General features: G+C 50.0%; 21 protein-coding genes. 6 read left to right on the plus strand and 15 right to left on the minus strand.

The window, feature by feature from the left end; all coding sequences use genetic code 11:
• Window positions 1-23 precede the first annotated feature (23 nt).
• Window positions 24-158, minus strand: coding sequence for a hypothetical protein (locus EHT87_RS31720; protein ID WP_262707736.1), 135 nt, complete (start codon window positions 156-158; stop codon window positions 24-26).
• A 28-nt stretch (window positions 159-186) separates the two neighbouring features.
• On the minus strand, window positions 187-420 hold the full coding sequence (locus EHT87_RS02770) for a hypothetical protein (RefSeq protein WP_124903608.1): 234 nt from the start codon (window positions 418-420) through the stop codon (window positions 187-189).
• Between the two features lie 180 nt (window positions 421-600).
• Between EHT87_RS02770 and EHT87_RS02775 the strand changes: the two genes are divergently transcribed.
• Window positions 601-2,706 carry a tetratricopeptide repeat-containing sensor histidine kinase gene (locus tag EHT87_RS02775; protein ID WP_124903610.1) on the plus strand — a complete coding sequence of 702 codons (2,106 nt, stop codon included), beginning with the start codon at window positions 601-603 and terminating at the stop codon, window positions 2,704-2,706.
• Here the strand turns inward: EHT87_RS02775 and EHT87_RS02780 are convergent.
• The 5 genes from EHT87_RS02780 to EHT87_RS02800 form a co-directional block, all read right to left on the minus strand.
• Window positions 2,693-3,322 carry a response regulator gene (locus tag EHT87_RS02780; protein WP_124903613.1) on the minus strand — a complete coding sequence of 210 codons (630 nt, stop codon included), beginning with the start codon at window positions 3,320-3,322 and terminating at the stop codon, window positions 2,693-2,695. The genes EHT87_RS02775 and EHT87_RS02780 overlap by 14 nt on opposite strands.
• Before the next feature lie 185 nt (window positions 3,323-3,507).
• Window positions 3,508-4,512 (minus strand): c-type cytochrome, encoded by a 1,005-nt coding sequence (locus EHT87_RS02785; RefSeq protein ID WP_124903615.1) that lies wholly within the window; start codon window positions 4,510-4,512, stop codon window positions 3,508-3,510.
• 160 nt (window positions 4,513-4,672) lie between these two features.
• Window positions 4,673-5,263 (minus strand): carboxymuconolactone decarboxylase family protein, encoded by a 591-nt coding sequence (locus EHT87_RS02790; protein WP_124903617.1) that lies wholly within the window; start codon window positions 5,261-5,263, stop codon window positions 4,673-4,675.
• A gap of 20 nt (window positions 5,264-5,283) precedes the next feature.
• Window positions 5,284-5,838, minus strand: coding sequence for a peroxiredoxin (locus tag EHT87_RS02795; RefSeq protein ID WP_124903619.1), 555 nt, complete (start codon window positions 5,836-5,838; stop codon window positions 5,284-5,286).
• Window positions 5,839-6,386: 548 nt separating this feature from the next.
• A complete protein-coding gene (locus EHT87_RS02800) occupies window positions 6,387-6,632 on the minus strand; it encodes a hypothetical protein (RefSeq protein WP_124903621.1) in 246 nt (81 codons plus the stop codon).
• Between the two features lie 302 nt (window positions 6,633-6,934).
• On the opposite strand from EHT87_RS02800, the gene EHT87_RS02805 reads away from it, so the two are divergent.
• From EHT87_RS02805 to EHT87_RS02815, 3 genes are all read left to right on the plus strand, one after another.
• Window positions 6,935-7,444, plus strand: a complete 510-nt coding sequence (locus tag EHT87_RS02805) for a VOC family protein (protein ID WP_185716125.1) — start codon at window positions 6,935-6,937, stop codon at window positions 7,442-7,444.
• A gap of 723 nt (window positions 7,445-8,167) precedes the next feature.
• Complete coding sequence (locus EHT87_RS02810; RefSeq protein ID WP_124903625.1) at window positions 8,168-9,586, plus strand: DUF1593 domain-containing protein; 1,419 nt, start codon at window positions 8,168-8,170, stop codon at window positions 9,584-9,586.
• 343 nt (window positions 9,587-9,929) lie between these two features.
• Complete coding sequence (locus EHT87_RS02815) at window positions 9,930-10,592, plus strand: DNRLRE domain-containing protein (protein ID WP_124903627.1); 663 nt, start codon at window positions 9,930-9,932, stop codon at window positions 10,590-10,592.
• A gap of 242 nt (window positions 10,593-10,834) precedes the next feature.
• Here the strand turns inward: EHT87_RS02815 and EHT87_RS02820 are convergent, their stop codons facing one another.
• Window positions 10,835-11,680, minus strand: coding sequence for an alpha/beta hydrolase (locus tag EHT87_RS02820; protein WP_124903629.1), 846 nt, complete (start codon window positions 11,678-11,680; stop codon window positions 10,835-10,837).
• Window positions 11,681-12,479: 799 nt separating this feature from the next.
• Between EHT87_RS02820 and EHT87_RS02825 the strand changes: the two genes are divergently transcribed.
• On the plus strand, window positions 12,480-14,222 hold the full coding sequence (locus EHT87_RS02825; protein ID WP_124903631.1) for a serine hydrolase: 1,743 nt from the start codon (window positions 12,480-12,482) through the stop codon (window positions 14,220-14,222).
• A 202-nt stretch (window positions 14,223-14,424) separates the two neighbouring features.
• Here the strand turns inward: EHT87_RS02825 and EHT87_RS02830 are convergent, their stop codons facing one another.
• The 6 genes from EHT87_RS02830 to EHT87_RS02855 all read right to left on the minus strand — a co-directional run bounded on the left by EHT87_RS02830 (window position 14,425) and on the right by EHT87_RS02855 (window position 23,626).
• A complete protein-coding gene (locus EHT87_RS02830) occupies window positions 14,425-14,985 on the minus strand; it encodes a hypothetical protein (protein ID WP_124903633.1) in 561 nt (186 codons plus the stop codon).
• 64 nt (window positions 14,986-15,049) lie between these two features.
• Complete coding sequence (locus EHT87_RS02835) at window positions 15,050-16,810, minus strand: T9SS type A sorting domain-containing protein (protein WP_124903635.1); 1,761 nt, start codon at window positions 16,808-16,810, stop codon at window positions 15,050-15,052.
• Between the two features lie 23 nt (window positions 16,811-16,833).
• Window positions 16,834-18,129: a hypothetical protein gene (locus EHT87_RS02840; protein WP_124903637.1), complete on the minus strand. Its 1,296-nt coding sequence runs from the start codon at window positions 18,127-18,129 to the stop codon at window positions 16,834-16,836.
• A 113-nt stretch (window positions 18,130-18,242) separates the two neighbouring features.
• The gene (locus EHT87_RS02845; RefSeq protein WP_229320807.1) at window positions 18,243-18,926 is read right to left on the minus strand and encodes a hypothetical protein; all 684 of its coding nucleotides are present in this window, start codon (window positions 18,924-18,926) and stop codon (window positions 18,243-18,245) included.
• 213 nt (window positions 18,927-19,139) lie between these two features.
• On the minus strand, window positions 19,140-22,439 hold the full coding sequence (locus EHT87_RS02850) for an ATP-binding protein (protein ID WP_229320809.1): 3,300 nt from the start codon (window positions 22,437-22,439) through the stop codon (window positions 19,140-19,142).
• A gap of 554 nt (window positions 22,440-22,993) precedes the next feature.
• Window positions 22,994-23,626: a DinB family protein gene (locus EHT87_RS02855; protein ID WP_124903641.1), complete on the minus strand. Its 633-nt coding sequence runs from the start codon at window positions 23,624-23,626 to the stop codon at window positions 22,994-22,996.
• A gap of 659 nt (window positions 23,627-24,285) precedes the next feature.
• Between EHT87_RS02855 and EHT87_RS02860 the strand changes: the two genes are divergently transcribed.
• Window positions 24,286-25,680, plus strand: coding sequence for a sensor histidine kinase (locus EHT87_RS02860; protein WP_229320811.1), 1,395 nt, complete (start codon window positions 24,286-24,288; stop codon window positions 25,678-25,680).
• A 421-nt stretch (window positions 25,681-26,101) separates the two neighbouring features.
• On the opposite strand, the gene EHT87_RS02865 is transcribed toward EHT87_RS02860, so the two are convergent.
• Window positions 26,102-26,998, minus strand: coding sequence for an NAD-dependent epimerase/dehydratase family protein (locus EHT87_RS02865; RefSeq protein ID WP_124903643.1), 897 nt, complete (start codon window positions 26,996-26,998; stop codon window positions 26,102-26,104).

Genomic DNA, 26,998 nt, shown 5'->3' on the forward strand with positions numbered 1-26,998 from the left:
GGTACGGAGATGAAGTGGAAATACTACGGCCATAAGTCCTCGTCGATTTCATCCCAAGTGATGTCCGATTCGTCATTATCGTAGAAATCGAAACGGGAAAAGCCGAGCAGAACCAGGGTAAACAAGACGGTGGTCAGGGAAATAAAAAGGGTTTTCATGGGCACTACTGAAATGGATAGAATTGGCTTAGAGTTGTACGATCTGAATGTCGGGAAGGGGCCGGTTGGGCCGTGTTGGGTAAATTGACGGGGGAGCCGGGGCCGACTCATCGCATTCCTGGATGGTCAAGGTCGGCGGTTGATCGCCCGAAAGAAACGTCTCGAAGGGCTTGTTGCAGGCGAATAAAAAACCGGGCAACCGGAGCAAAGCCAGAATGCCGATGACCGTTAAGTAAGCGGTTGCTAAAGTGATTCGTTTCACAGCGTAAGAAGAGTACCTTTATGGTGTGTATCAGAAAATTAACGGTACAAATGTCCTGCTTTCGTCGATCCGAAAAATCACCGAAATCCGTGATTTCCTGTCACTGAAATCCGTGATTTTGCTTTCAGATGGGTGCTTGCAGGTCGAGATAAAAGCCGTGGTGACCGTTCAGCGTATTGTATGAAATTGTTTCAACACCTGGTGTTATTTATGGGCTTGCTTGGCGTAAGTTTTGCGCTTCAGGCCCAGCGTTATGAAACGCCACCGTTCAACTTTGACCGAAATACGGATCAGCCATACGTAGACAGTCTGTTGCGGGTTACCCGAATCCGGTTGCTCGAACTCGACGGGTTGCGGCCGACACCGACTGTCGATACCGCCCGCATGGAATACCAGTATTTCCTTGCTCATGTGCAGTATAGCGGTATTACGTACCGCGACAGTGCGTTGTTTCTGGCCAATCAGCTCATTCGGTATGCGGAGCGAAAAAAGAATCTGAAGTATCAGATCAAGGCGCTTTTGCTGGTCGAACGTTATTACCGTGCCCACAAGACGAATTACCCGCAGGCACTCCGGCTGAATTACCGCATTCTATCGCTGGTCGAAATGAATCCCCGGCTCTATGGTTCGTATGTATGGCGGATCTACCGGAATATGGGCCAGATCAATTGCTGGATCGGGGAGTATGACGAGGCCGTGGCCTATTTACAAAAGAGCATCGCGGAGTTTGGCAAAGAAAACCGAAACGACCCTACGAACCTGGCGGATTTGCACCAGTTTCTGGCCGATGCCTACAAACGGCAGGGACACCTGGACAAAGCCGAGTCGCACTATTTGCTGGCGTGGGACCTGCTGAATCAGAACGGTTCCTGGATCTCGAACAAAGCGTACCTGACCAACGAAATCGGGCGGTTATACAGCAGCTTGCGGAAAACCGATCAGGCGGTTTGGTACCTGAAACAGTCGGTGGCGTATTGGGACCAGCTCAAATCTCCCCTGCCGCAGTCGGACGCCCTGGCCGATCTGGCGGAGGCCTATTTCGATCAGGGCCAGTATGCCGAAGCCATTACGACGGCGAAGGCGGCTTTGGCCAAAAATCAGAAGGTACATTCCACCATGCTGACGGCGTATGGCGTGCTGGTCAAAACCTATGAACACCAGCAGGACTGGAAAAACGCGTTTGCGTATCAGCGGCTCTATAATGACAAAAAGGAAGAGCAACACCAGGCGATCAATCCGACTGAAAGCATTCACATGAAAGCCAAACTGGCCAGCGACTGGCTGGAATCCATGTATTTGCAGGAGCAACTGGCGCAAAATCAGCGGTATGAAATGTTAGCCAAACAGGCGGAGATTGATCGGCTCCAAAATGCGTACAAGACGAACGAACTACTCGGTCTGGCCCGAACCAATACGCTGAAACTCCAGCTGGAAACGCAGCAACTGAAAAACGTGGCGGCTCAGAAACAGGCCCGGCAGCAGGCCACCATCAAGCAGTTGCACATTGAACGGTTACGGCTCGGTTTGGCCGCACAGAAAGGGTTGCGCAATCAGTTGTTTGCCGGGATCGCCATCATCAGTTTGCTGGGGATTTTGCTGTTGTATTATAGCCTGCGGCTACGCCGGACCAATCAGGCCTTATTGACTAAAAACCGGGAAATCGAAATCGCACTGATCAGGGGGCAGACCATCGAGCGGAAACGCGTTGCCACCGAACTTCATGATCGGGTGAGTAGTTTGCTGGGTGCGACCAAAATGACTTTCCAGACCATCGATTCCGAGATGCTAACCCCCCGGAATAAGAAATTATACGAAAACAGCCTGAATCTGCTCAATGATGCCGTTGCGCAGGTTCATCAACTTTCCCGCAACCTCATTCCCGAGCAGTTGCTCCAGCAGGATCTGGTGGTGTCGCTCAAAAATCTGGTCAGCAAACTGAATCTGGTGGGTAAAACCGTGTTTTCACTGGCGCTGGAACCCGCGGAGAATTTTCCGCTCACGCAGGAAGCAAAGTTCAATCTGTACGTTATCTGCCTGGAGTTATGCACCAACATTCTTCGGCATGCGCGGGCACGAACGGCCACCATCGAACTGGTTCAGCACGACGACTGCCTGGTTTTGCAACTGTACGATGACGGTATTGGCCTGATTCATTCGACGGAAGTTGGCATGGGATTGCACAACATCCGGGAGCGGGCCGAAACCATCGGGGCGCAGTTCTGGATGGAATCAGGAGAATCGAATGGAACCAAAGCCAGCATTACGCTGCCGCTTACTTTTTCATAAAACCCCGTTTTAGCAGGTATTTCATTAGTCCCAGTGCCGTCGTTACGCCCAGTTTTTGATAGATCCGTTTGCGGTGTGTTTCAACGGTATTGAACGAAATGAACAGGCGGTTGGCAATTTCCATACTGGATAATTCATCCACAATCAGGCGGGCAATTTGCGTTTCACGATCGGTCAGGGGATTGCTGGCGGGGGGAACCAACACGGTTTCGTCCACCGAAAAAACCCGGCTATCGATGTGCCGGCGACCCGCAGCAACGGCCAGAATGGCGTCGAAGAGTTCGGCTTTGTCGGCGGTTTTGGTTACATACCCATTGGCACCCGCCTGCATCACCTGCCGCACCAGCAGCGGGTCTGTCGAGCCAGACAACACCAGAATGGAAAGAGTAGGGTAGCGGGCTTTCAGGATGGGAATCAACTCGGTTGCGTTGATGGTTGGCATCAGCAGGTCCGTAATCAGCACGTCGATGGGTTCTTGGTCCAGAATAGCCAGCAAAGAAGGTTGGTCAAAAGCGATACCGATCACCCGGAAGCGGTCCGAAGTGGCCAGCAAATTGGCAAAGCTTTCCAGCACAACCTGATGGTCGTCCAAAAGAGCAATGTTGTAGGGCATCATCAAGGCAAGGTCGGTTATTAAACCCTGCAATAGTCGACTTTTCCTCCGAAACGGCAGCTATTATTTGATTAAACGGCAGATTGCCAGGGCGGTATTGATTAAAAGGAGGAGCGGTTTCGGAAAAGGCGGTTTTCCGTGAAAGTAAAGAAAACGACGGCCCACCGTTTGGCAGGCCGTCGTTCGATTTATCGACTTGCTACAGTTTTCTCCCGGGGTGTAAATTTAACAACGGCATTCTTCACCGGTTTGATGGTTTGCAGGTAAGTAAAAATAGCGCCTAAATCCTGTTCACTCATTCCGGCATACATCATCCACGGCATGATGGTATTGAATTCGGGGAATTCGCCACTGGCCGGATGTTTAAAATCCTTCTGTTCGGCGGCTTTAAAACGGGCAATAAAAGCCTGTTTCGTCCAGGAGCCGATACCGGTTTCCGGGTCAGACGTCAAATTCAGCGCCCGAACCGTACCCGATGGCATGGCAAACTCGCGGCCACCGGCAAACTCCATTCCCGGCAGGTGTTGACCTTTGTCATCCACCGGCGTGTGGCACTCGCCACAACTGGCGAAAGTCGTTAAATACTTCCCATACGCGAGCGAATCAGCCGGATCGGGACGTTTCATACCGGTCGTCTTCGTCGGGATGGTGTTGATGATCAAATTCATCGGAAAATCGGATTCCGGAGCGGGAATCGACTTATTCTCTAGGGGTTTGAGTGTTCGCACGTACGAAATAATCGCTTTGATATCTTCCGGATCGACCTGGCCATAATTCAGGTAAGGCATAACGGGAAACAACGGATGGCCGTCTTTGCTAACACCCGTGGTAACGGCGCGAAAGATTTCGCCGTCACTCCAGTCGCTCAGGTGGGCCGGGGTGATGTTCCGGGCGTAGTAACTTCCCGGAAAGCCCATGTCGCGGGTGAAGGGTTCGCCCCCTTTCCCTTCGGTGCCAGCAATGACCGGTCCGCTGGGAATCGCCCAGTTGCGCTCCGAGTGGCAATCGATGCAAACCGCAACGTGGTTAGCCAGGTACTTTCCGCGCGCGATTTGCGCTGAGTCGGCCTGAATCGTCAGCTCCGGTGCCGGGCCAACATTGGGGAGGGCGAGTTTGAGGTAAGCGACGCCACCGGAGGCCAGAAGAACAATCACACCGAGAACGATCAACAGAATTCGTAGTCCTTTTTTCATGGTTTAGTTGTAAGGAAGGAATAGGTATTTTTACCCGTAAACCTATCGAAAATCTGGTAAAAATGAACGCATATGGTTCCTTGTTTTATTTTTTGGTAACAAAAAAGACCCGCAGGCTTTCAAAGCCTGCGGGTCTGTCGATGAAGTGTACTAGGTTGCCTTATAAAATGGTAATCAGTCCTTTAACAACGGAGCCCAGACGAATGGCGTCAAATACCCGGGCTTCGCTGGCACCGTGTTTCAGAACGCTTTCTTCGTGCGAACGAACGCACAGTTCACAGCCGTTGACGGCCGAAACAACGAGGCTCACCAACTCGAAAAACTCTTTCCCCAATACCGGATTCATCATGATGCTCATCCGAATACCGGGTTGTGTCTGGGTGTAATAATCTTTTCCGGTAAAATGCCGAAACCGGTAAAAGACGTTGTTCGTGCTCAAGAGCGACGTACAGGCGAGTGTTTCGGCAATTTCGGCATCGGTTGCGCCTTCCTGACGGGCAAAGTTGGAAAAGCTATCGATCAGCGGCTGGTATTTTTCGTTTACCGCCACCGATAAAGCCAGCAGACGGGCTTCTTTCTTCGTGAGGTGCTGGCTGCTGTTCAGAACGTTACCCACGTTGATTTTCAAGTCGCGGAGGTAACGATGATCAACCTGCCCCAACGTGTCCAGTGTTGGGTAGCTGGCCGACGTGTCCAATCCCAGATTGGTCAGCAGCGATACGATGGTTTCGTTTTGAGTCGAAGTGGTCATTCCTTCATTCAAAATTAAAATTAAGCACTCAGAGTTTCTTCGCCTTTCACCCAGTTGCAGGGGCAAAGTTCGTCGGTTTGGAGGGCATCCAGTACGCGGATTACTTCGTTCACGTTCCGGCCGACCGCCAGGTCGTTGACGGATACCCAGCGAACAATGCCTTGTGGATCAACGATGTACGTTACCCGGTAGGCAATTTTCTCGTTGGCTTCCAGGATACCCAGTTCTTCGGCCAGTGATTTTGATGTATCGGCCAGCATCGGGAATTTCAGTCCACGCAGATCATCGTGGTTTTTACGCCAGGCCAAGTGAACAAACTCGCTGTCGGTTGAAGCACCGATCAAAATGGTGTCACGGTCGGTAAAGTCGTCGTACTTACTGTTGAATTCGGCGATTTCGGTCGGACAAACGAACGTGAAATCTTTCGGCCACCAGAACATCACCAGCCACTTGCCGGCATTTTTGTGATCGTCGGAAGAAATCTCGTAAAATTCATTGCCTTTTTCCAAAGAGACTACGGCTAGTTTTTTGAAATCCGGGAAAACGGAACCAACAGATATAATTTGATTTTTCATGGATGGAAATGATTTGTACAGGTTGTAGTGTCTAATTTCTGTACAAAAATGCAAAAAAACGCAATAGGATGTAAATTCGATTTATTGATGAGGTATAGATAAAACCAATGCGGTTTTTAACTCCTTAAGGGCCAACAGGTATTTTTACGAAAAAGTGGAATAAGTAAATTTAATATATTTATTTCTATAAAGCTGTAATAGGGTAATTCCACCGAAAGGGGCATAATTCAATATTTGAAGGATCGGGAAGGGCGAATGGGCCTAACTAATGGCAAGTTCATCAGCGTATCCAGATCAAAGGTGGACTTCAACTGGGGAGGCTCCGAGAAATCATCTTCATGCCGACACTGCCGAAGTTTTCTGATACGTAAAGCAAATTGTAAAAGTTGATCGTATCAATACTACTCGCTCGACAGCCGGTGCGAAGGTCCCGAAACAATCGCAGCAGCGTACTGTGTATGATTTGAATTATCTGGATCCGCAGCCGAATTGACTTGTGGGTTTGGCAGAATCAGGGCATTGCTGGTCTGAGCGACTCCGCTGATACTCTAAACCGTACCCCGATACCGGAAGATCAGCCGATCCGCGGTTTCCTCGACGAACTTAAAATTCAGATGACCGTCAAATCCACTGGTGGTAAAGGGAAAGCTGTATTCCTGCCACCCCTCTTTGTAGTCGGCACGGACCTCGTTATGAATGTGGAGTTGCAGCAATTGCAGGATTAAGGTGCTGGCAACCCGGCCAAAATCACCGGTGACAATGTTCTGATTCTGAATCGTAACGATTTTTTTCATGTACGGCGAGCTTTTCTAAACACCTAATCTACTGAAAACCATTCAGAAGATCAATCTCTAACCGCGCGACGTTCGTACGGAACGTCTGTGCTAATTTTGCGCAACGAGACACCGGGTAACTACGGATTGAAAACAGTATTAACCTTAATCAGGGAGATAAAAGCCCGGAAAACGTACGCTAATGGGCGTGGTTGTTTCAGGACCTTTAAAATAGTCGCAAACGGCCCTCTTATTGTCGGAAACACCCCTGACAGAAGAAATCCGTCCGGTTTACTTTTGCATAAAACGGAATGCCTGTCACTATGAAACCTGTCAATACTACCATCGCCGGACTTGAACTTGCCCAGATTGGCTGGGTAGTCCCGGACATTGACGCGGCTGTAAAATTCCTTACGGACGCCTTGGCCATTAGTGGCTTTCCCCAACCGGAGCCTATCAGCGCTCAGGCTCTGAACATGACCTACTATGGACAGGTGGTGGCTGGTGAATGGCTAACTACACAGACGTATACCGGGGGTATTTTCATCGAACTCATCCAGCCCGTTTCCGGCCAAAGTATGTTCCATGATTACCTGGCCCGGTATCCGGCAGGCGGCACCCAGCACCTTGCCTTCCGGTTGCCGGTTGACGATTTTGACCGGGTGGCTAGCCAACTACGGGAAGAAGGGTATGAAATCATGAGCGAAGTTGACCACCCCATTGCCCGGATGGCCTTCTTCGATACCTACCAAACGATGGGCGTTGCCACCGAAATAATGGGCATTACACCGGAAGGATGGATAGCCATCGAACAAATGAAAAAGACCGGTTGAGAATGTTGGTTTATAAACGGAGGTTTGCTGAACAAGTTCATAATTAACTAGTTATATAACTATCTTCTCCGCCCCTGATTTTAAACTGACGGTCTAGCTATTCTAAACCATCAGCATTATGTGGCTTTACTTGTCTCTAAGTTGTCCTCAAAAAGTAAAGTGTACCTTTATTTTTCACTCTGAAGATCTTGGGTATTTGATGGAATTGATCAATTACTTCATTTCTATTGATCGTCAGGTACTTTCAGTCCATCTAATAGACGAAGAAGGAAGGCGTACTGACTTGCCGCTAGGAGCCTTCGATGGTGTGCCCATCGGGTACAGTATGCAAGCTCTGCAAAGAGAGTATCAAAAAATATTAAGTCTATAAAACGTGGAGTTAAATGCTTGGAAATGAGACCTATTCTGGATATCAAGGTTTATATTCTTCGGAATGTCCCAAATTCGGTAGTTGAAATTGGGAGGTTTTTTAGACGGTATTGATTAGTGATCCTGCTTGAAATGAGTTATTTTTCTGTCACCCAAAGTTGTGATTGACAAAGCCCTGACGGGTATGTAAAAACCCGGAAGTAATGGCCATCACTCTGGGGTATAAAAATTGTTGAAGAACAGTGAGTAACGATTCGCCATTCGTCACTTGCTAGTAGAAAACCGGGTTAACGAACAGTAAGACCCGTTTGGAAGACAGACGCACAGATCATTGGCCCGTTATCAACCTACTTTATGAAATCCATCTTCCTGTTTTGTTTTTGGTCAGCAATGATTCTGCTGCCAACGGTGCATTGGGCTCAGGTACCGACTAAGCTTCGCGTTTTGGTCTTGACAGACATTGAAAACGAGCCCGATGATGCTCAATCGTTGGTTCGTTTTCTGACCTATTCGAATCAGTGGGATGTGGAAGGGCTGGTAGCAACTACATCAGTTCATCAGCAAAAACGCATTGCACCCGAGCGCATCCGGCGGATTGTGGAAGCGTATGGTAAGGTCCGTAATAATCTACTCCTCCACGAAAAAGGCTATCCCGAAACAACCTACCTGCTGAGCAAAATTAAGTCGGCTATTCCAAAATATGGAATGAATGCGGTGGGACCGGGAAACGATTCAGAAGGGTCGGAATGCATCATTGCGGTGGTCGATAAGCCCGATCCCCGCCCGGTCTGGATACCGGTCTGGGGAGGAGCCAACTGCCTGGCGCAAGCTCTCTGGAAAGTACAAAAAAACCGAACGCCTGCCGAAGTTGACAAATTTGTGGCGAAACTGCGGGTGTATACCATTTCCGATCAGGACGATTCGGGCCCCTGGCTTCGTCGGACTTTCCCGAAACTATTTTACATTGTAAGCCCCGGTTTTCACGACAAAGGTGGGTACGAGCATTCCACTTGGCGAGGAATCAGCGGTGATGTTTTCCCGTATGCACCCGGCTTTGCCGGCCCAGATTCCAATCTGGTCAATAATACCTGGCTGGACGCCAATATTCGCAAAGATCACGGCCCGCTGGGTGCTCAGCACCCACACACCGATTACATTATGGAAGGCGACACCCCTAGCTTCTTAGGCCTGGTTGACAATGGTTTAAGTGACCCTGAGCATCCCAATTATGGCAGTTGGGGGGGGCGCTATGAACTTTACACACCCCGGACCCGAAAATGGTTTCTGGAACCCGAAGTCCGCCCCATCTGGACCGATGTCGAGGATCAGGTGCAGGGCATTGACGGCGGCTGGTATGAGAGTAATAAAGCGACTATCTGGCGGTGGCGGCAGGCCTACCAAAATGATTTTGCCGCCCGCATCGACTGGACCATCAGGCCCTATAAAGAAGCTAATCACCCGCCATTGGTGAAGTTAGGTCATCCCAACCAACTGTTGGTGAAAAGTGGGGAGAATGTCACGCTGAGTGGCGAAGGTTCGTCGGATCCCGATGGGAACGAACTGTCGTATGAGTGGATTTATTACCCGGAGGTCGGAACGTATTCCGGGCCACGCTTACCCGTCATTTCGAAGCAAAAACAAAAGGCTGCTTCACTGACGGCACCGAAGGTTACCCAGCCAGAAACGATGCATTTCATTCTGGCGGTGACGGATTCGGGTCGCCCCGCGCTCACGCGTTACCAGCGGGTCATTCTAACTGTCGTACCCAAATAAGGCATAACGAGAGCGGGTGAGCAAACTAAATCAATAAACGAGTTTACACACCTGCTTCTAGATTGATCTGATAGAGGTTAATATTTCAGCTAAAATCGATCATGAGGCAGACTCTCATTTGGTCTGCTCTGAAACGACAGGCCGGCATTACTTTCCATACCGCGAACATTTTGAAAGACTGCCGTTTTTCGCGAGCCATCCTTTATGATCCGTCCGTACGCGTCTAACGGCTTCATCGTCTTATTCGCAGATTTGTTTGATTTATTCCCATATTATCATAGTTGAATTTGCCATAATGATAGAGTAAACTTATCATTACGCTTATTAGATAAACTCAGCTCTTATGAAGTACGTTTTCAAAGTAGTCACAGTAGTGCTTACGCTAGGTTTTCAGGCATGTATGCAGGACCACCTTCCCATTACTCACCTGGTACTTCAACCGGATGCAACCACAGGTAAGGATGCTCTATTTTCCAGCGGGTCACCCACTACAATTTATGGAAATGTACAAGACTTATTTTTCTCGGCTGTTAACAATACAAAACCCGTTGTTGGTGAAGCTATCAGCCGTTCTGCGGTTCAATTTGATCTAACTAGTATTCCGGAAAATTCTACCATCCAGGAAGCTTATTTATACTTATACTTTAATCCAACCTCTCCCTACCTGAGCCTCGGTGGCTTTAACACGGGACACGTAGGCCAAAATGACTTTTTTGTCCAAAAAACCATTACACCTTGGGATGAAAGTACCGTCACTTGGGAAACCCAACCCCAGAGTACAACGGTAAATCAGGTTTCAGTTCCAGCCGCCACATCGCCCACTCAGAATTATGTTATCGATGTTACTAAGTTGGTACAGGACATGGTAAACAATAAAGCTGCCAACTATGGCTTTTTCATGAGACATCAAGTTGAGACACCCGAAAAAGTGACCTTTATCGCATCGAGTGATCATCCAAATGCAGCCTTGCGCCCGAAGCTTGAAATAAATTATGTGGTCAAGTAAGTGATGTCTTTCCAATACCGACCGATCCAAATCCGTTACATTAGCTTAGTGTCCATATAATGTGGAGTTTGTAAACGGACGAATTATGAGGAGGTGTTTGCTCAGACATAGTAAGTTAAGTTTAATCAAAAAATAATGAGTCATATTCAAGGTCACGCCGATCAGCCGGGGTCGACGCGATGGCGAAAAACCTTAGAGTGATTTTTCGTCAATTTACTAAAAGAACCCCTTGCAGTTTTTAATTATTTCGATCGATTATTGAGCCAATCTAAAATGTCATTCATGACAATTTCTTTGTCTAAATCGTTAAGTAAATCGTGATAGTGTCCTTCGTAAAATTTAATGGTTTTGTCTTCGGAAGATGCATTGTCATAAAAATATTGACTTCCACTCGGTTTGGTCGCTTTATCCTGTGTGCCGTGTACTATTAGTAGGGGAAGTTTAATCGTTGGCATTTCGGCTTTTAACCGTTCGTCGGCAAGAGCTAATTGTTCAACGGTTTTTGTCGGTTGTACTTCATGAGCGATGAGCGGATCGTTGTTCATGAAATCAACGACTGACTGATTTCGTGAAAAATCTTCATTCTTCAATTTCAACACGTGAGCGTGCGGAAAAATGTGACTAAGCCCTTTCAAAACAGCCACCGCAAAGTCGGGTGCCGGAACCTGAAAAGCAAAGCTTTCGCAAATAAAGCCGTTTAGTTTTTGCTGATAACTTAATGTGTAGATGGCTGACAATACCCCACCGGCACTATGTCCTAACAAAAACGTTGGCAAAGTAGGATAAGCAGTTTGTGCTATATCCACTAATTTGTCAAGGTCGGCAACAAACGCATCGTAGTCAGCAATATAATAACGTTCTCCATCGGAATTGCCTCTGCCCGGAAAGTCTATTGCGTAAACTTCAAAATTTTGTGCAGTTAATTGCTGTGCTGTCCATTGGAAATAGCCACTGTGCGAATTGAACCCGTGAGCAATGACAACTATAGCTTTAGGAGTGCTACTTGATTTCCAATTCCTATAGAAAACGTTTAGTCCATTGTCTTCGGCAATGAAATTTGCTGTTTGAGGTTGATCGTTCACATGCATAAAGGGTTAGTTAGTTTTGCAATATAAAATTGATGTATTGGTGTTAAAAAACAATTGTAAGCTTGTTATACTTAGTTACTTGCCGTTTTATTTTTTGTTAAGGCCTTATCTTGACTTTAGCTTTTTAGAAGAAGCCCGCTGAGGTTGTGTAAATCATTTGGCAGGGTATTTTTATTGGTTTAATCAATCTTCGCTAATCACGACTTTGAGTGAGATCTGATAGAGTTCATAAAACGTGGGATTAATAATTGTGAATCGGAGGGTATTTAGACACGTTTGGTACAAATAGGGCTTGGTACATTATGCTTAAGTAAATTTTCATTCATCTGACGGTAGCTTCCAACTTTTGATCCTAAATCGGAGTCTCTATTTCATTCTTTTAGAAGCCATTTATCCACTTTGCAATTCCTGCAACCGTATTGTTTCTGTTAGGTGCAGGTAAATAGATATTCACGATACGTTCATCACTTTTAAATAGTAAGCTCAGCTTTCAGACGTAAGGTAGTGACTTATTTCGGCTACTTATTAACCTGGTTCCTCCGCCAATTCTTTGTGCGTGGTCAGGTCACAGCGATAGATATACCTTTGTGATGTTCAATTAAGGCAGTCCGTAAAAGCGGCATTTACGTTTCGTTAACCTTATTTTACGTTTCGTTAACCTTCTTTTACCGACCCCTGGCAAACGCGGGGATACTAACTTTTAGCTTTGATGAAATATTTAAAAACAAAAAAGGAAATAAAAGAACTGGGTTCGTAAATAGTACTCCAATTTTGCTACGCCATTCCGACCAAACCATCCATGAAAAACCAACGCATCTTTCTGCTTCTTTCCTTTCTATTCGTTGTATTTCACGCCCACGCGGATGGTCTGGACGATTTTATCCGGAACCAAATGCAGAAGCGGGCTATTCCCGGTTTGTCTCTGGCGATCATTCAGGACGGAAAAATCCTGAAGGCTCAGTCCTATGGATTTATCGATAAGGATGGAAAGGTGCCTGTCACGACGAATACCCTGTTTCAGGCAGGCTCGGTGAGTAAATCGGTTGCGGCTATGGGCGCTCTGTATCTTGTTGAACATCAAAAACTTTCTCTGGATGAGAATGTGAACGTAAAACTTAAAAGTTGGAAAGTTCCTGAGAATGAATTTACAACTGACAAAAAGGTTACCCTGCGCGGGATACTCAGTCATACGACCGGTCTTACCGTGCACGGATTCCCGGGATACACGGTGGGCGCGAAGATCCCTTCGGTCGTTCAGATTCTGGATGGGACAGCACCCGCCAATACACCACCGGTTCGCGTAGACTTTGTTCCAGGCTCCCGTTGGCGGTATTCAGGTGGCGGTTATACCGTCATGCAACAACTGATGGAGGATGTAACTGGCGCTGTTTTTCCGGAATTCTTGAAAAATAAGGTGCTTTCGCCACTGGGTATGAAACACAGTACCTACCAACAGCCTTTACCTCCGGAACTGGTAAAATTGACGGCAACCGGTCACTACAACCATCGAAGGTTAGTGGCAGGTCGCTGGCACATTTATCCTGAGATGGCAGCAGCGGGATTGTGGACTACGCCGTCTGATCTGGCTCGATTCGCGATTAGTATCCAGAATGCTTATGCTGGAAAATCAGGAAGTGTATTGTCCCAGGCCATGACCCGCCAAATGTTGACCGATCAGAAAAACAGGGATGGACTTGGGGTTTTTTTGCAGGGTGACAGCACGACGCTCCGCTTCGGGCACAATGGGCGCGACGAGGGTTTCGACGCATTACTGACCGCTAGCGTGCACAAGGGACAAGGCGTTGTGATCATGATCAATGCGAATGATAACTCGCATATGATGGGCAGAATTGTTGATTTTATCGCTGACTATTACCACTGGGATGGATTTCCCGTAAAGAGGGCTAAACCGGCCGCGGTGACTGTGGATTCCAAAACGTTAACGGCTTTCGAAGGTCGCTATGAATTATTTAATAATCGAATCGTCACTTTTGAAGCGGAGAATCAGCGACTTTTTACCCTGGAAGATGGCTTTGTGGATGAAGAATTTGTGCCCGTCGCTCCTAATAAGTTTACATCGACTGACCGCAATGTTTCTGTGATCTTCATTACCGACGCCAATGGAAATGCGACTGGCTTCACGCTTAAAGACGATGATCAGGGCTATCAGCGAACAGTACCGCGTATTGGGCCGCTTGCCAATGCTCATCAAACCAAGGCCGATCCTGATCCGTCACGCACACCCAAAATCATGGCGGCTTTGCAGGCTATGGTAAAAGGTGGTAAACTATTGGAAGAAGCATCAGGCATCACGTTGGGAGCCAAACGCGATTTTGCAGGAGGAATGCCAGAGCCGGAAACGTTGAAATCATTAACTTTTATTCATTCCGAAAACGTCGCAGGCCGGGGAATTCAACGCCATGAAAGCGACGTAAGCGAAATAGTAACTTACCAATTGAAGTCCAATCAGCCGGATACCTATATACTCGTCCATCTGACTTCCGACGGCTTGGTTACGGATTGCGATCTCGTTGAAAAATAATAGCTATTTGAAGCGAATTAGGCAAGTGCTTCGTGCCGGTAATAATTTCCCCTTCGTCAGCGCTCAGCTAAAATTCGCCCCGTATCTGCGTCACAGGTAAACTTCTACCAAATGCATTGGCAGACACCGTAAGACGTAACGAGCGAATGTAATCGGGCATGGCTGGTGCAGATCGTTCCGAAGCCCGATTACCTGCGAAGGATCAAAGCACCTCTGCCGTGAGTTGGGTCGTGAGCTTTTGAATCAGCGGTTTCAGCACTTTCGTCTTCATTTCAGCATCACCGCCGGCGGTCATGGCGCTGGTGCTCTGCTGCGATGTCTCTCCACTGTGTTTAACCTTTCCGGTAGTGACCTCAACGAGCCGGGTTTTGAGCGTGGCAGAACCCTTCGGGTTGTATTCCTCGACCGTGCCGGTCAGGACGTAACGGACCCCGAGCTGCTTGCCGACCCGTACCGCAGCGGCCGTTGAAGGCCCGTTCACCGCTATCAGATCGGCTTTGGAGGCATCCCTGGTGTGCCTTACATCCACGACGTCAAACCGGTCGCTTTCAAAAAGGGCGAACGCGATGCTGGCCTGAAGCTGCCGTTTGGCTTCGGCCGTCATGCCCGGTACGCTGGGACCAGGCGTGAATTCGACCACTGCCAGCCGGGGCTTTTCTGTACTTCCCGCCGACTCTTTCGGGGGAGCCTGAGCGAGAATCACACCCGCCCAGGCGAGTCCCAACATACCGGCTACAAATACTTTTTTGATCATTTTTTCCATTTTGTAAATTGTGCGTGATTATCATGTTAAAGCGTTTACCTTGTTTGGTATTCCCGGACACGGATTACTTCTTCAGCACTTTGGTGGTCAATACCCGGTTTCCGTCGTTGACCTGCACCAGATAGAGCCCGGCCGGAACCGGCACTCCGGTTTGGTCCGTTCCGTTCCAGTATACCCCGGTTTGGCCCAATACGGCGTTGTTCGTGGGTAATGTAGTAATGGGTACACCCGCCGTGGTGAGGATGCGCACCGATACGGGACCTCCCTCCGCAAACGGGAAGTTGATTTCGGTTTGGTCCCGGAACGGATTGGGGTAAGCACGTACCTGGTGCTCTTCCGCCGACCCTCGGTCGAACGATGGAGAAGACCCGTCCTCCAGCCAGTGCGGTGGGATAGTCGGTCCGGCGGCCTTGCGAGCCGACGAAAAAGGCAGCCCCATCCTGACAGTGCCCACGGGTGCCCGCAGCGTCATGGGCCGGGTGAAGGTGGTTGGGCCGTAGTAATCGCCCCGGGCGAAATACACCTGCGCCCCGGCGGGGGCATCGTTGGCCGCTTTATTCGCAGTGCGGAACGGTTTGTGAATCTCGCCGGTACCGGGGTCAGACAGCCCATCCGGATCGACGTAGACCGAGTTGGATGCGAAAAAGTCGTTCAGTTCATTTCGAAAGCTGTCGTCCCGAAAGCCCCGGCCGCTCCCCAGGTTGAGATCGTTCCCGTTATTATGTACGCCGATGGCCACGTTCGTTCCCGCAAAGGTGATGGGGGCACCGTAGTCGCTACCGCCCCAATACGGCATATTATACAGCACAAACCGGTCGCGATCGCCTTGCCCAGTGGTCAGATAGCTGTTCTGGGGCAGCAGGTGTGTTTGCGATACATGCAAGGTCCGGTATGTGTTATTGCCTTGCAGGAGGTCGTTGTTATCATTGCCGTAGTGAAACAGGTCGACCGGCACGTCGCCCATCGCGTCGATGGTGTAATTGCTCGGGTTGGTGGCGATGCGGAAGTATTCCTGCTGGCGTTCGCCGGGCCGTAGACCGGTGCCGTTGGGCAAGGGTTCAAAAATTAACCAACCGGTATAGAACAGGTAACTTGTAGGCACATTTTTAAAATACAAGTCCAAGGATTGGCATGGGTTCTTCATTTGCACCGGGTATTGGTCCAGGGGAGAAGGATGCCTGACCGTGGTGCCGATCGAGGGCGGTACATTAAACTCGATGACGTCAAACCCTTCGATGTACCTGAGTTGCTGTGACCAAGTCGCCACAATGGCCCCGTTGGGGGCAATCCAGCCCGTGCCGTCCGACTCGCTTCCATTGGTGAACCGACCGACTGCTTTGGCATGCGGGTAGGTTACAGACGAAGCAGCGGACGTTGTTACCGTCGATTGCTTCGTTGCCTGCTGTGAAAACGCAGCCTGACGGGCGTTTTTAGTCTGGTTAAACGGTACGCTGCTAACTTTTAGGCCACTAACCGTAACCGTGTTTCTGTCGCCTGTAGCAGCAAAGAGCGATACATTGACCGATTGGCCGTTGAAATAGGCCGAGCTATAGCGCCAGTTTTCAAGGTCCTGCTTTCTGAGTTCCTGGCGGGAGCCGTCGGCACCTTCCAGCACCAGATAGCTGCCTTCGCCTAATTGCGTACCCGCGAAATATAGCCGAAGAAAAGTCGTGTTGGGCTGCGTCACCTGCGTCAGGAGCCGAAGCTGAGCGTGGTCTACGGTATCAGTCTGGTACCGGACCGAATGGGGTACCATTTTCTGGGCCACCACCGGCACGCTGAACAGACCGAACAGCCCGAAGAGCAAGAGATTGATTACTTTCATGTTTTCTACAGTTTTTGGGTATTTTACTGAAGACTCACCAGGACCAGCACCAAACCCGTACCCGTTTCCAGCGACGTCATGGCTTTGCCGAGAATGGCTCCCTGCGCCTTCCCGGTGTCGGTCGCTTTCATAGCGTGGCCGGTCGTGAGCGAAGTGGTGAGCAGATCGCCCGGCCGAATGGCCCCGTACTGCGCATCGACCCGGCAATAAACGCGTCCCGTCAGGGCGACTGGATGTTGCCCGCTGGCAAGGGTACCGGCCTGCCCCATCAGCATCCCCGGCTGCACGTCGCCCGCTCCGCTCACAATACCGGCCACGGTTTTGTCATAGGCTTGCCGGGCCACTCGCAATTGCCCCGGTTTGTTGGGGTCGATGCTGACGACCGTACCCGGCAGTAATGCCTCGTCCGCATCGATGTCAAACTGTTCGGCAAAGTCGGCTCCTCCGGTTATTTCCAGCACTTTAGTCGAGGTCGTGCCGTTAACCTGTAACGTTTTGGAGGGCGTTGTGAGGCCAATGCCGACGTTTCCGGCGGGCGTAATCACCATCGCTGCATCGTCGGAACTGGCGGTTTTGGAAAAAACCAGTTTACCCGCTCCGGCTCCCCAACTGCTGTTGGCCACCCCGACGCGCCAGGCCGCTCCGCCCGCACCGGTATTGATGAGCTTGAGCTGCATGTCACCTTCGGAGGCCACGCTGAACCGGGCTTCGTTGTCGGTCGTACCGACTTTTACCTTGCCCCCGCCGTTGGCGAGGTGAACGTTCTGTTCCGAATCGTTATTGATGTACAGCGGGTCGCTGCTTTCGATCTGGTTGCCGTCGAGGGCCAGCATGTGGGTGTTGTCACCCACCTTGGTGTGCAGGCGCAGGGCACCGTCGACCACCGAATTGCCCGATTTGGTGATGTTTTTTCCGTAGATGGTGAACTCGACCGGGTTGTCGGTGTTGATGCCCAGCCGGGCCATGTCGGGCGACAGGCCAAACAGCAGGTCACTGTTGTGCCGGATGCGAAAGTGGTTTTCGTTATTGATGGACCAGGTGTTGGTCGTGCTGTTGTTAGCGGTTCTGCGTAGTTCGATGCCGGCCGTCTGGCTGGAGAGTGAAGCCCCGCCCAGAGAGCTGACCCGTAGATAGGTGTCTGATGTACTGTGGATATCTACGTTCCGGTTCGGGTTTGACATACCGATTCCAACTTTGATCGGCGGGTTGACGTAAACGTTGCCGTTTTGCGTCGACCATTGGGCCAGCACTTGATTGGAGGTGAACAGAAAGCCTGCAAGGCAAAGCTTTAGAAAGAGGTGTGAAGAATACGTACGCATGATTTTGACAAATGATTGGTTAAGATGAACTAACTACTGGAAGACACAGCTTCCCCAACCCGAAGCGGACGTCTGCTCCGGGTCTTTACATTCGGAAAAGTGGTTAGACGGAATCAGTCGTTCGGTACGGCCAGGTACACCTCGATGATTCGGGGGGTCATCGAGACGATGCGGATGCCGCCGTAGCGGTTCTGGTTCATCGGTTTAATTTGCCGGAAGAGAAATACATCGCCCTGCTGGTACACCGGAGGCTGCTGGTTGTTGTCTACCCAGTAGGTTTCGAACAGACCCGGTCGCTCTTTCACCATGTGTTCGATAGTCTTGACCGAATAATCAACCTTGTTGAACCAGGTCGTTTCCATCTGATTACCCGCTTCAAATGTGTGTATCAATTCATCCCACAGCGTATTGGACATTTCGAGTTGGGCATTGTTGTACAGGTTGAAATTCGTCTTGTACGTAGTGGAAGCTGGTTGGCTGTTCAGGTAATCGAAGCTGTTGAGCGCCCCGTTGGATAGCGTAAACACCGTTGGAATCTTGTTGGGGTCGGTACCGGCCGGATAATTCGGCCACTCGATCCGCCAGGTTAGGCACTTGGTGTGGGCCCACAGACTGTATTCAGGAATGAATGTCTTTTTGGTAATTGTCGGGTACGGCAGTGATTGCCCGCCCGGATTGGCAGTGTATCCTTCGATACCGTTCGAGTGCGGATTCGGGACGACACCTTCGGTTCGTGCTGTCAGATCCTTCCGCTCAATAAAGCTTTCTTCGCATCCGCATAGTCCTATCAGGAGCATAAAGAGCGCGGTTACTACTTTACCATGTTGCATACGTGTTGGTGTGGAAAATAAGAAATTAGGGTGCCTACTGCTTACAGGTGATTCGGCCGATACCTTACGGCAACAAAGGTAAAGCAGGCCCCCGGCGCGGAACTAACACGGAGTTCCCAGAAAATAGCACGGATGTAACATAGCCTAATTATGAACAATAAGTGCTTATAAATCAGTATTTTATGATTTAATACCGGAGAGGCTTACATCTTTTTGCTTCGCAAATTCGGAAGGCAGCATGCCAAATTGTTCTTTAAAACACCGGGAAAAATAGGAAAGATGTTGAAAACCCGACTGGTAAGCGGCCTCGGCAATCTGAATACCGGGTTGCTGCAGGAGGTCAGCGGCCCGTTGCAGCCGAATGTAACGGATAAAATCGGAGGCCGACTGGTCGGTGAGCGCTTTCAGTTTCCGGTGAAGCTGCATCCGGCTCATGCCCATTTCCCGTTGAAGCACTTCCACGGTGAACGCTTCGTCAGTAAGGTGTTCGCCAATGATGCGCATGGCTTTTTCCAGAAACTCGGCTTCCCGGTCGCGGACGAGCGCCCCGGCAGGTTGCAGTTTTACCTCCCGACTGTACTTTTTGCGCAATAGATCGCGCTGGGTAAGCAAGGTGTTGATGCGGGCCACCAGTTCGTCGAGGGCAAAGGGCTTGGCCAGGTACTGTTCAGCCCCGCCCTCAAACCCTTCTTTCCGGGAATCAACGTCGTCTTTGGCCGTAAGCAGGATAACCGGAATGTGGCTGGTTAAGTCGTCCTCTTTCAGGTGACGGGTCATCGAAAAACCGTCCATTACCGGCATCATCACATCGGAAATGATCAGGTCCGGAACCACCCGGCGGGCCACTTGCAGTCCTTCATCACCCCGCATGGCCTGCACAACCCGGAAGCGGTTGGAAAGTTGCTGATGGATGTAATGGTTTAACTCGGGGTGGTCTTCCACCAACAGGAGTGTGGGCTTGTCCTCTCCGCCGACCACAGCCGGTTCCTCCTCCGTCAGGAGGGCAGGCGTGGCCATGGCTAAGCCAGAAACCTGGCCAACACCCGTAGCCGATACGACCCCGGCCAATCCGTGAGCGGCCTGCGATGCATCGGCTTTCAGCGGCAGCCAGACCACGAAGGTGGTGCCTAAACCAGGCTGACTCGCTACATTAATCGAGCCTTCGTACAGTTCGACCAGTTCTTTGGTTAGGGCCAGTCCCAGACCGCTTCCCTCGAAGGCCCGCGTTTGCGAAGGGTCAATCTGATAGAAACGGTCGAATATGCGGTCTTGCAACGATTCAGGAATGCCGATGCCGGTGTCGCTGACGACCAGCCGGAGTCCGGTTTCGGGTTTCACCTCAACCCGCAGCGTGACCTGACCGCCCGCCCGAGTAAACTTGATGGCATTGGACAACAGGTTATACACAATCTTCTCGAGCTTGTCGCGGTCGTAGGCCACCCACGATTCGGTCGTTGGCAGGTCAATCTGATACCGGAGTTTCCGGGCTGCAGCCATCGGCTGAAAGGAGTCGGCGGTTTGCCGAAGGAAGTCAACCACATTCCCTGTTTGCAGATTCAGCGTGAGTATGCCCATTTCGGCTTTTGCCAGGTCGAGCAGTTGGTTTACCAGCCGAAGCAATCGGTTGGCGTTGCGCTCCATCATTTGGGTTTCCTCCGGGCTGATGGCTTCCCGTTTCCGGAGCGGGGCCAGAATGAGCTGAAGCGGGGCGCGGAACTCGTGCGAGATGTTGGCAAAAAGCTGTGACTTGACCCGGTCCAGCTCTCTGATATAATCCGCTTCGAGTTGCAGAATTTTGGACTTTTTGGTCTCCTCATCCGCTATAGCCTGGGCAATTTTACTGCTACAGATGGCCGCAATGGTTTGCAAAGCTTCCTGATGATGCTCTTTAAAAAAGCCTTTTTCGGGATGCTCCGAGTCAATAACCCCAATCACCTTGTTTTGCAGCAGCAGCGGTACGGCCAATTCAGCGTGGCGCATCTCATCATCCAGGATGTAGCGCGGGTCCTGGGTGGTGTCGGTTACGATTTCCGGTTTACCCGTTCGGGCGACACTCCCCACAATCCCTTTATCAAGTGGAATCACCAGCGGGTTGAGAATAGAATAAGCTTCCGGATTTTTGTTGCCGTAGGCCGCTTTCTGCACCAGAGCCGTCCCCTCTTCATTGAGCAAATAGATCACACAATCGACAAAGCCCAGCCGGGCAATGCAGTTTTTAGCCACATCCCACAGGATTTCATCCACCGTATTTTTGCCGTAGAGCGAAGTGGCAAAGTAGTGAATCGTTTCGTCGATCTCCTGCCGGATCTGTAGGTTCTTCGAAAGCTGGTATTGTTGGTTTTCCAGCGAAAGCTTTACGTTGCGCTGCCGGAGTTTATACCGGTTGAACAGCAGATAGCCAATCAGACCGCCCAGCAGTGCGAAAGCGATTAGGGATACGATCAGCGTACGCTGCTGGCTTAGTGACGCCTGCTGTGCTTCCAGCCGGAGTTTTTGCACACTCAGTTCGCGGTCTTTCTGTTCGCCCTGATAGCGGGCCTGTAGGTCAGCAATCTGCCGGGCCAACTCCGCCGACTGCAAACTGTCGGTCAGGTACTGGTACTGCTTTTGGGCAATCACGGCCTCCTTGGATTTTCCTAACACGCCGTAAATCAAGGGTAAATTGGCCAAGGCCAGTTGCTGAAGACTCTTGGATTCGATTCGTTTGGCAATGGCCAGCACCTGCTGCGAATACTGCAGGGCTTGCTGAAAATCGCCCATGTCCCTGGAAAGCAACGCCAAATCCGCGTAGGAGCCGCCGATGTTTAGCTGATTCCCTTTTTTTAGATCAATGTCCAGCGATTTGTTGTAAAACTCCCGCGCTTTGCCGAACTCCCGGCGAATGCGGTAAATTCTCGCCAAATTATGAAACGTGTTGCCCATCGCCTGACTATCCCGCCGAGCCGTCTGCATGTTCAGAGCCTTCAGGGCTGATTGTAAGGCCCGTTCGTAACTCTTTTTGTCAAAGTACACGTTTCCCAGGTTGCCGTAAATGGCCCCGAGCAGGGCCGTGTCCTGCTGAGCCTCCGCGATTTTTTGGGCTTGCAGGTTTGCCTGTATACTCGCATCATACAGCTTCAGGGAGCGGTTGATGACGCCCATGGCGATGTACATGCGGCAAATGGCCCGCTGATCGCCCAGCTTGTGGAAAATCGAAAGCGCAGCTTTGGCTGCTTTGAGCGCACTGACGTAGTCGTCCCGTTCGGCGTAGATGCGGGTCATTAGTTGATAGGCTTTTCCTTCGGACAACGTCAATTGGTTTTTCTGCGCCAGCGTCAGGGCGGTTTTCGCGGCAGCCAACGCTTTCTCAGGCTGGGAAGATGTGAATTGTTCGGCCCGGTTAAGGTGCCGGTATATCCGATCCTGAACGGTGATTGGCTGGGCCAGCAACGAACTAATTCCTGTTCGAAAGAGAACATAAAGCAGTAGTAAGAAGCGCAAAGCCGAGGTTTCCATCGAACACTGTAGTTAAAGTCCGGCAATGATAGAAATAGAAGGGTTTTTAAAACCGGTTCATGATTGGTTTCGCAATCGGTAGAAAGTTGGCGACCCGGTGGGCCGACGCTAACTAGAAACGGTGAGGTTATATTTTCCCAAGAATCCATAGCTTTTTGACCCTTTCATTTCTCAAGGCTACGAGTGGCTATTTTGGACCCGCATTTTGGTTCAGAGAATGGGCATCATTCACCGTTTCTGCTGACAAAAAAGCCCCATTTTTGTCTCAAAAGCTTTTTGTGATTGGGAGCTAAACCTGGATAACCAGTGCCGACTGAATGTTGTCAATAAAAAGTGAACAACTGCGGTTGACAACCAACACGGAAGGCATAACCAACAGGGCAGCCTGCGCGGCTCATTCTTCGGGTCAAAGCAGTCGTCAAGCGGGACAAAATATTCGGACAGCACAAGTCGTCCCACTCCATGCGGACAAAATTAAACACCGGCCCTCGTTTCAACTCTGGAGATCCGCCCGGCACCAGGCAGGCCTGAGTGACGAGTTAGCGGTGGTTGTTTTTAGGGTAGTTGGCAGATGCCTTGATACTTTTTATCTGATTCGTATGCCTTTGGGTATGGGCAATCCAAAGTAAGGTATATTGTTGAAGGTCTCGAACGCGCCACACACCGGCATCTTCAGAACGAAAAATGAAATGCAATCTAAAATCAGCTTTGGATTCTTTTACTAAGTTTATTACTTCATTTCGAAAGCGATTAAAATAGGCGAGTAGGTCGGCTTTCTTTTCAAAGCGTCCTAGTGGTTGGGCAACAAAGGGCGCCTTCAACCTGACCGGATCGTTCGTATAAGCTAGCATCACGGAATCCACCCCTTTCACTTTCTCTACCCATTCCGGCATTTCAGGCGTAAATTGGTTATTTAATAAATCCCAGTATAATAATTCATCATAAATGCCTAGATGTTCTGCTACTTCCGCAATTGACCACTTTGTACTGTCGGGCTTGAAATGAATCTGCTTCTGGGTTAAACCGGATACTTCATTCAAAAAATCGACTTGTGAAGATTGCAAACCATCGATGAGAAATTGCCGTTCTTTTTCCGTCCAAAGCGGGTGTTTCGTTTGAGCAAAAGACACGACACCGAAACAAAGTAAACTACTAATTAATAGACTCTTCATGGCTAATTTTAAAAGAATTACCGTTCATATTGCACTGTAAAGCCGGATCAAACTAAGTTGAGAAAAAGCACTTTTAGACCCGATTTTAGCCCACTGGGGTAATGGCTGTACCTGCATTGAAACGTTGAGCATGGTTTTTAGCGAGGGCTTTAACGAAAGCCCGTAAATTCAGCTGTTTCATGGTGTATCAGCTTATTTGATGAGTCAAAGCTAAACACCTTCGCTTGGGCAGGATTGTACATATGCGACATTCTCACAGGGACAGTGTCAACTCGTCATTGGCCTTCCTGTACAGCATACGAAGTTTAACCGTGATCTTGGTAAACTCGCAGCTAAAATGCGGCTGATCATACCCGCCGAACAGACCTCTTCGGTATTCGTTTGAGCTGAAAGTTATTCAACAGGTTCTGGTAGGTAGTTCAGCCTTAGCAATCATTCGCCTGACCATTTCGGTTGGCAAGGGGAGAAGGGAAGCGAGCGGGGTTTGCGGGGACTGGTGCCAGAAACGTCTGCTTGACATCGATACGGTTGTATTGTTTACAAGTATACCCAAGGGTGCTATCTGCTCGGTCGGATTCAAACGATCGAACGATGAAGCGGTAAAACTAGCCGATGAAACGATATTTGCTTATTTTCGCTTGCACTAATCACTCCGTCTGATGCCTTCTTTCGCACTGACTTATAATCAGTGGTTCCTGCTTTTTACGGGAGCCGTGCTGGTTATGCTGATCGCTAACCTGATTCAATGGGCCGTTCATCAAGAGCGCATCTACGGTCAGTACACAGCCTACATTTTACTATGGATGATTGGGTTTGGCGTTGACTATGTCCGCTTACCCCCCAATGTGCTCGCCTTTATACAGACCGTTTCGCTACACCTATTTTCCCTGCTTTATTTAGAAATAGCGCTTACGTTTCTTCCGGTAAACGACCGACCGGGTTTGCCGGACTGGTACCGTCGGGTTCAATGGAGCGTTGCCCTGGTAGCCATACCCGAAGTGTATTTCAACCTGTTTTCGTCGGCCTGGCAAACCGGCTGGCATGAAATGCAGCTCAACCTGATTCGAATCCTCATCATCCTGGTTACTTACCTGACCATCGCTTATACTGTCGTTGTTACTATTCAAAAAACGGATGTGCTGGCCCGTTTTTTTGTGGTCGGAACGCTGGTCCTGTTGATTAGTGAACTACTGGGTATTCTTGTCATCGTTCAGTATGGACAGGCAGGCATGAGAGCTGGGCTGTTTAGCCTGCCCTTGCCTATTCATCCTGGTTTTATCGGCCAGTTAGGCCTTTTGTTTGATATTGCCTGCGTATCGCTGGGGCTATCCTACCGCCAGCGACGCGAAACCCGTCGACAGATGCAGGCCGAACAGGAACTTCTGCGCGAACGGGAACACAGTCTGCGCCGTCAACTGGAAGCCGACCTAACCCTTCAACAGATCAAGCAGCAACATACCGAAGCGCAGATGCGCGCGTTGCAGAGTCAGGTCAACCCGCACTTTCTGTTCAACGCCCTAAACACACTGTCCTCGCTCATTGACGAAAACCCCCGGCAAGCTACCGATTACGTGGACGAGCTGAGTTCCGTATACCGTTACCTGCTGCGGTCGGCCGATCAGGAGCTGACCACACTTAGCGTTGAGATGGATTTTATGGAGTCCTATTTTCACTTGCTCAAAACCCGCTTTGGCAACAGCGTTTGCCCGGAGGTGGCGGTGGCTAACGCCTACCGCGATGCGCTGATTCCGCCCCTGACGTTGCAGCTGCTGGTCGAGAATGCCGTTAAGCACAACCGCGCCCTGCCCGATGAGCCCCTCACGATTCGCATTCGGACCACGGCAGAGGGCCAACTCGTTGTTGAGAACAATTTGCAGCGCCGGAATGTACGGGTCGAATCAAACGGGGTGGGTCTGTCCAATATCACCGATAAATACCGGCTGCTACACCCCGCTAATCCGGATGGATCTAACCTCTTGATTGAGGAAGTAAATGGCTGGTTTCGAGTAAAGTTGCCCCTTCTGGGCGCGATCAAGTCCGTGCCAAGGAAGTGAGTCTCCCACAGAAAGGCAAAAGATTGGGCCGCTTCCTATTCAATAGGCACCCCTATCCTGGTAAACCAATGTAAACGAGGAATCAACGTTCGCGGTCGGAATAAAAAAGGGGAGGTGTTGGGCATGGAGTCCCGCTGCCATACAATACCGATTCCGCTACGTATGGAAGGGCATCCTGGTCAGCTCATGGAGTTGTAAAACGGCCCCGGCCGTAAAGGGCTTTCAACTAGAGGCAGGGGAATTTTTCAGGCAACCTTCCGGAGCTATTCAACACCTCGTTGCCTTTTCCAACTTTCCCAAAAGCAGCGCCACAATGTCATACCTTTCTGACCAAATCTTTCTCAACATTTGGGCGTACAAACCCCGCTGACCATTGCCGGCCTGTTCACTGGATAAAACGTCTGAGGGTAGTTCATGTGCCTCACTTTACGTACTTCTGCCAGTTATGTTGTTCCTTGAAGCCCAGCACTTCCCGGATTTTTCGATTGGAAAATAGGGCTTCATGCTCTGCTAACTCGCGACGAAAAGGCACGCCGGGAAAGAATTTTTCCGCCAGTTCTTTACTGGAAAGTAGAGCCCCATTGTGGTCGTTTCCGGCATTGAACACTTGATAGCCTAGCCCATCTTTTTGCAAACATAAGTCCACAATCTGGCCCAGGTCCCGCGCATCGATATAACAAAAAGCATTCCGGCGACGGACTTCAGGGTGAGTCAGGTAGTAGGGAAACAGCTCTTGGTATTCGTGGGGTTCAATCACATTACCGATGCGAAGCGCATAAATATCCACGCCCGAGCGTCGTTGAAAGCTGCGGGCCGTTTGTTCATTAACGACTTTTGATAAGCCGTAGCTATCCATGGGATCTACGTCATAGTCCTCTTCCAGGGGCAAGACTTTCGGGTTGGTTTGACCATCCGAAAAGCAGATGCCATAGGTGGTCTCGGAAGAAGCAATAATAATTTTTTGAATGCCCAGTTTAACCGCGGCTTCAATCACATTGTAGGTACCCAAGGTATTGACCCGAAATGTTTCGTTATCGGGTTTGAGTAAAATTCGGGGCACGGCGGCAAAATGGACGACGGCATCAAAGTGGGGTATGCCCGTACCTGGTTCCAATTCGTCGAAGCTGGCATACGCACTGAGCGCATTAAACATTTGACCGGAATCGGTGGTATCGGCTATCAGGTTGGTGACTCCTGGGAGATGCAGCGGACTCAGGTCAACATTCATCACGGTATGGCCTTGCTCAAGCAGGTAGGCAATGACGTGCTTACCGGCTTTTCCTGATCCTCCTGTAAAACAGATTCGCTGTTTAGTCAT

The sequence above is a fragment of the Larkinella knui genome, assembly GCF_003858645.1.
In the GTDB taxonomy this organism is placed as follows: Bacteria; Bacteroidota; Bacteroidia; order Cytophagales; family Spirosomataceae; genus Larkinella; species Larkinella knui.

Bases quoted from the DNA above. Each gene is read 5' to 3' on its own strand.
- EHT87_RS02830 (WP_124903633.1), bottom strand. From the start codon at position 14,985: ATGGAAAAAATGATCAAAAAAGTATTTGTAGCCGGTATGTTGGGACTC.
- EHT87_RS02790 (WP_124903617.1), bottom strand. From the start codon at position 5,263: ATGACCACTTCGACTCAAAACGAAACCATCGTATCGCTGCTGACCAAT.
- EHT87_RS02785 (WP_124903615.1), bottom strand. From the start codon at position 4,512: ATGAAAAAAGGACTACGAATTCTGTTGATCGTTCTCGGTGTGATTGTT.
- EHT87_RS02865 (WP_124903643.1), bottom strand. From the start codon at position 26,998: ATGACTAAACAGCGAATCTGTTTTACAGGAGGATCAGGAAAAGCCGGT.
- EHT87_RS02845 (WP_229320807.1), bottom strand. From the start codon at position 18,926: ATGCTCCTGATAGGACTATGCGGATGCGAAGAAAGCTTTATTGAGCGG.
- EHT87_RS02815 (WP_124903627.1), top strand. From the start codon at position 9,930: ATGAAGTACGTTTTCAAAGTAGTCACAGTAGTGCTTACGCTAGGTTTT.
- EHT87_RS02820 (WP_124903629.1), bottom strand. From the start codon at position 11,680: ATGCATGTGAACGATCAACCTCAAACAGCAAATTTCATTGCCGAAGAC.
- EHT87_RS02860 (WP_229320811.1), top strand. From the start codon at position 24,286: ATGCCTTCTTTCGCACTGACTTATAATCAGTGGTTCCTGCTTTTTACG.
- EHT87_RS31720 (WP_262707736.1), bottom strand. From the start codon at position 158: ATGAAAACCCTTTTTATTTCCCTGACCACCGTCTTGTTTACCCTGGTT.
- EHT87_RS02855 (WP_124903641.1), bottom strand. From the start codon at position 23,626: ATGAAGAGTCTATTAATTAGTAGTTTACTTTGTTTCGGTGTCGTGTCT.
- EHT87_RS02840 (WP_124903637.1), bottom strand. From the start codon at position 18,129: ATGCGTACGTATTCTTCACACCTCTTTCTAAAGCTTTGCCTTGCAGGC.
- EHT87_RS02810 (WP_124903625.1), top strand. From the start codon at position 8,168: ATGAAATCCATCTTCCTGTTTTGTTTTTGGTCAGCAATGATTCTGCTG.
- EHT87_RS02805 (WP_185716125.1), top strand. From the start codon at position 6,935: ATGAAACCTGTCAATACTACCATCGCCGGACTTGAACTTGCCCAGATT.
- EHT87_RS02775 (WP_124903610.1), top strand. From the start codon at position 601: ATGAAATTGTTTCAACACCTGGTGTTATTTATGGGCTTGCTTGGCGTA.
- EHT87_RS02800 (WP_124903621.1), bottom strand. From the start codon at position 6,632: ATGAAAAAAATCGTTACGATTCAGAATCAGAACATTGTCACCGGTGAT.
- EHT87_RS02835 (WP_124903635.1), bottom strand. From the start codon at position 16,810: ATGAAAGTAATCAATCTCTTGCTCTTCGGGCTGTTCGGTCTGTTCAGC.
- EHT87_RS02825 (WP_124903631.1), top strand. From the start codon at position 12,480: ATGAAAAACCAACGCATCTTTCTGCTTCTTTCCTTTCTATTCGTTGTA.
- EHT87_RS02795 (WP_124903619.1), bottom strand. From the start codon at position 5,838: ATGAAAAATCAAATTATATCTGTTGGTTCCGTTTTCCCGGATTTCAAA.
- EHT87_RS02780 (WP_124903613.1), bottom strand. From the start codon at position 3,322: ATGATGCCCTACAACATTGCTCTTTTGGACGACCATCAGGTTGTGCTG.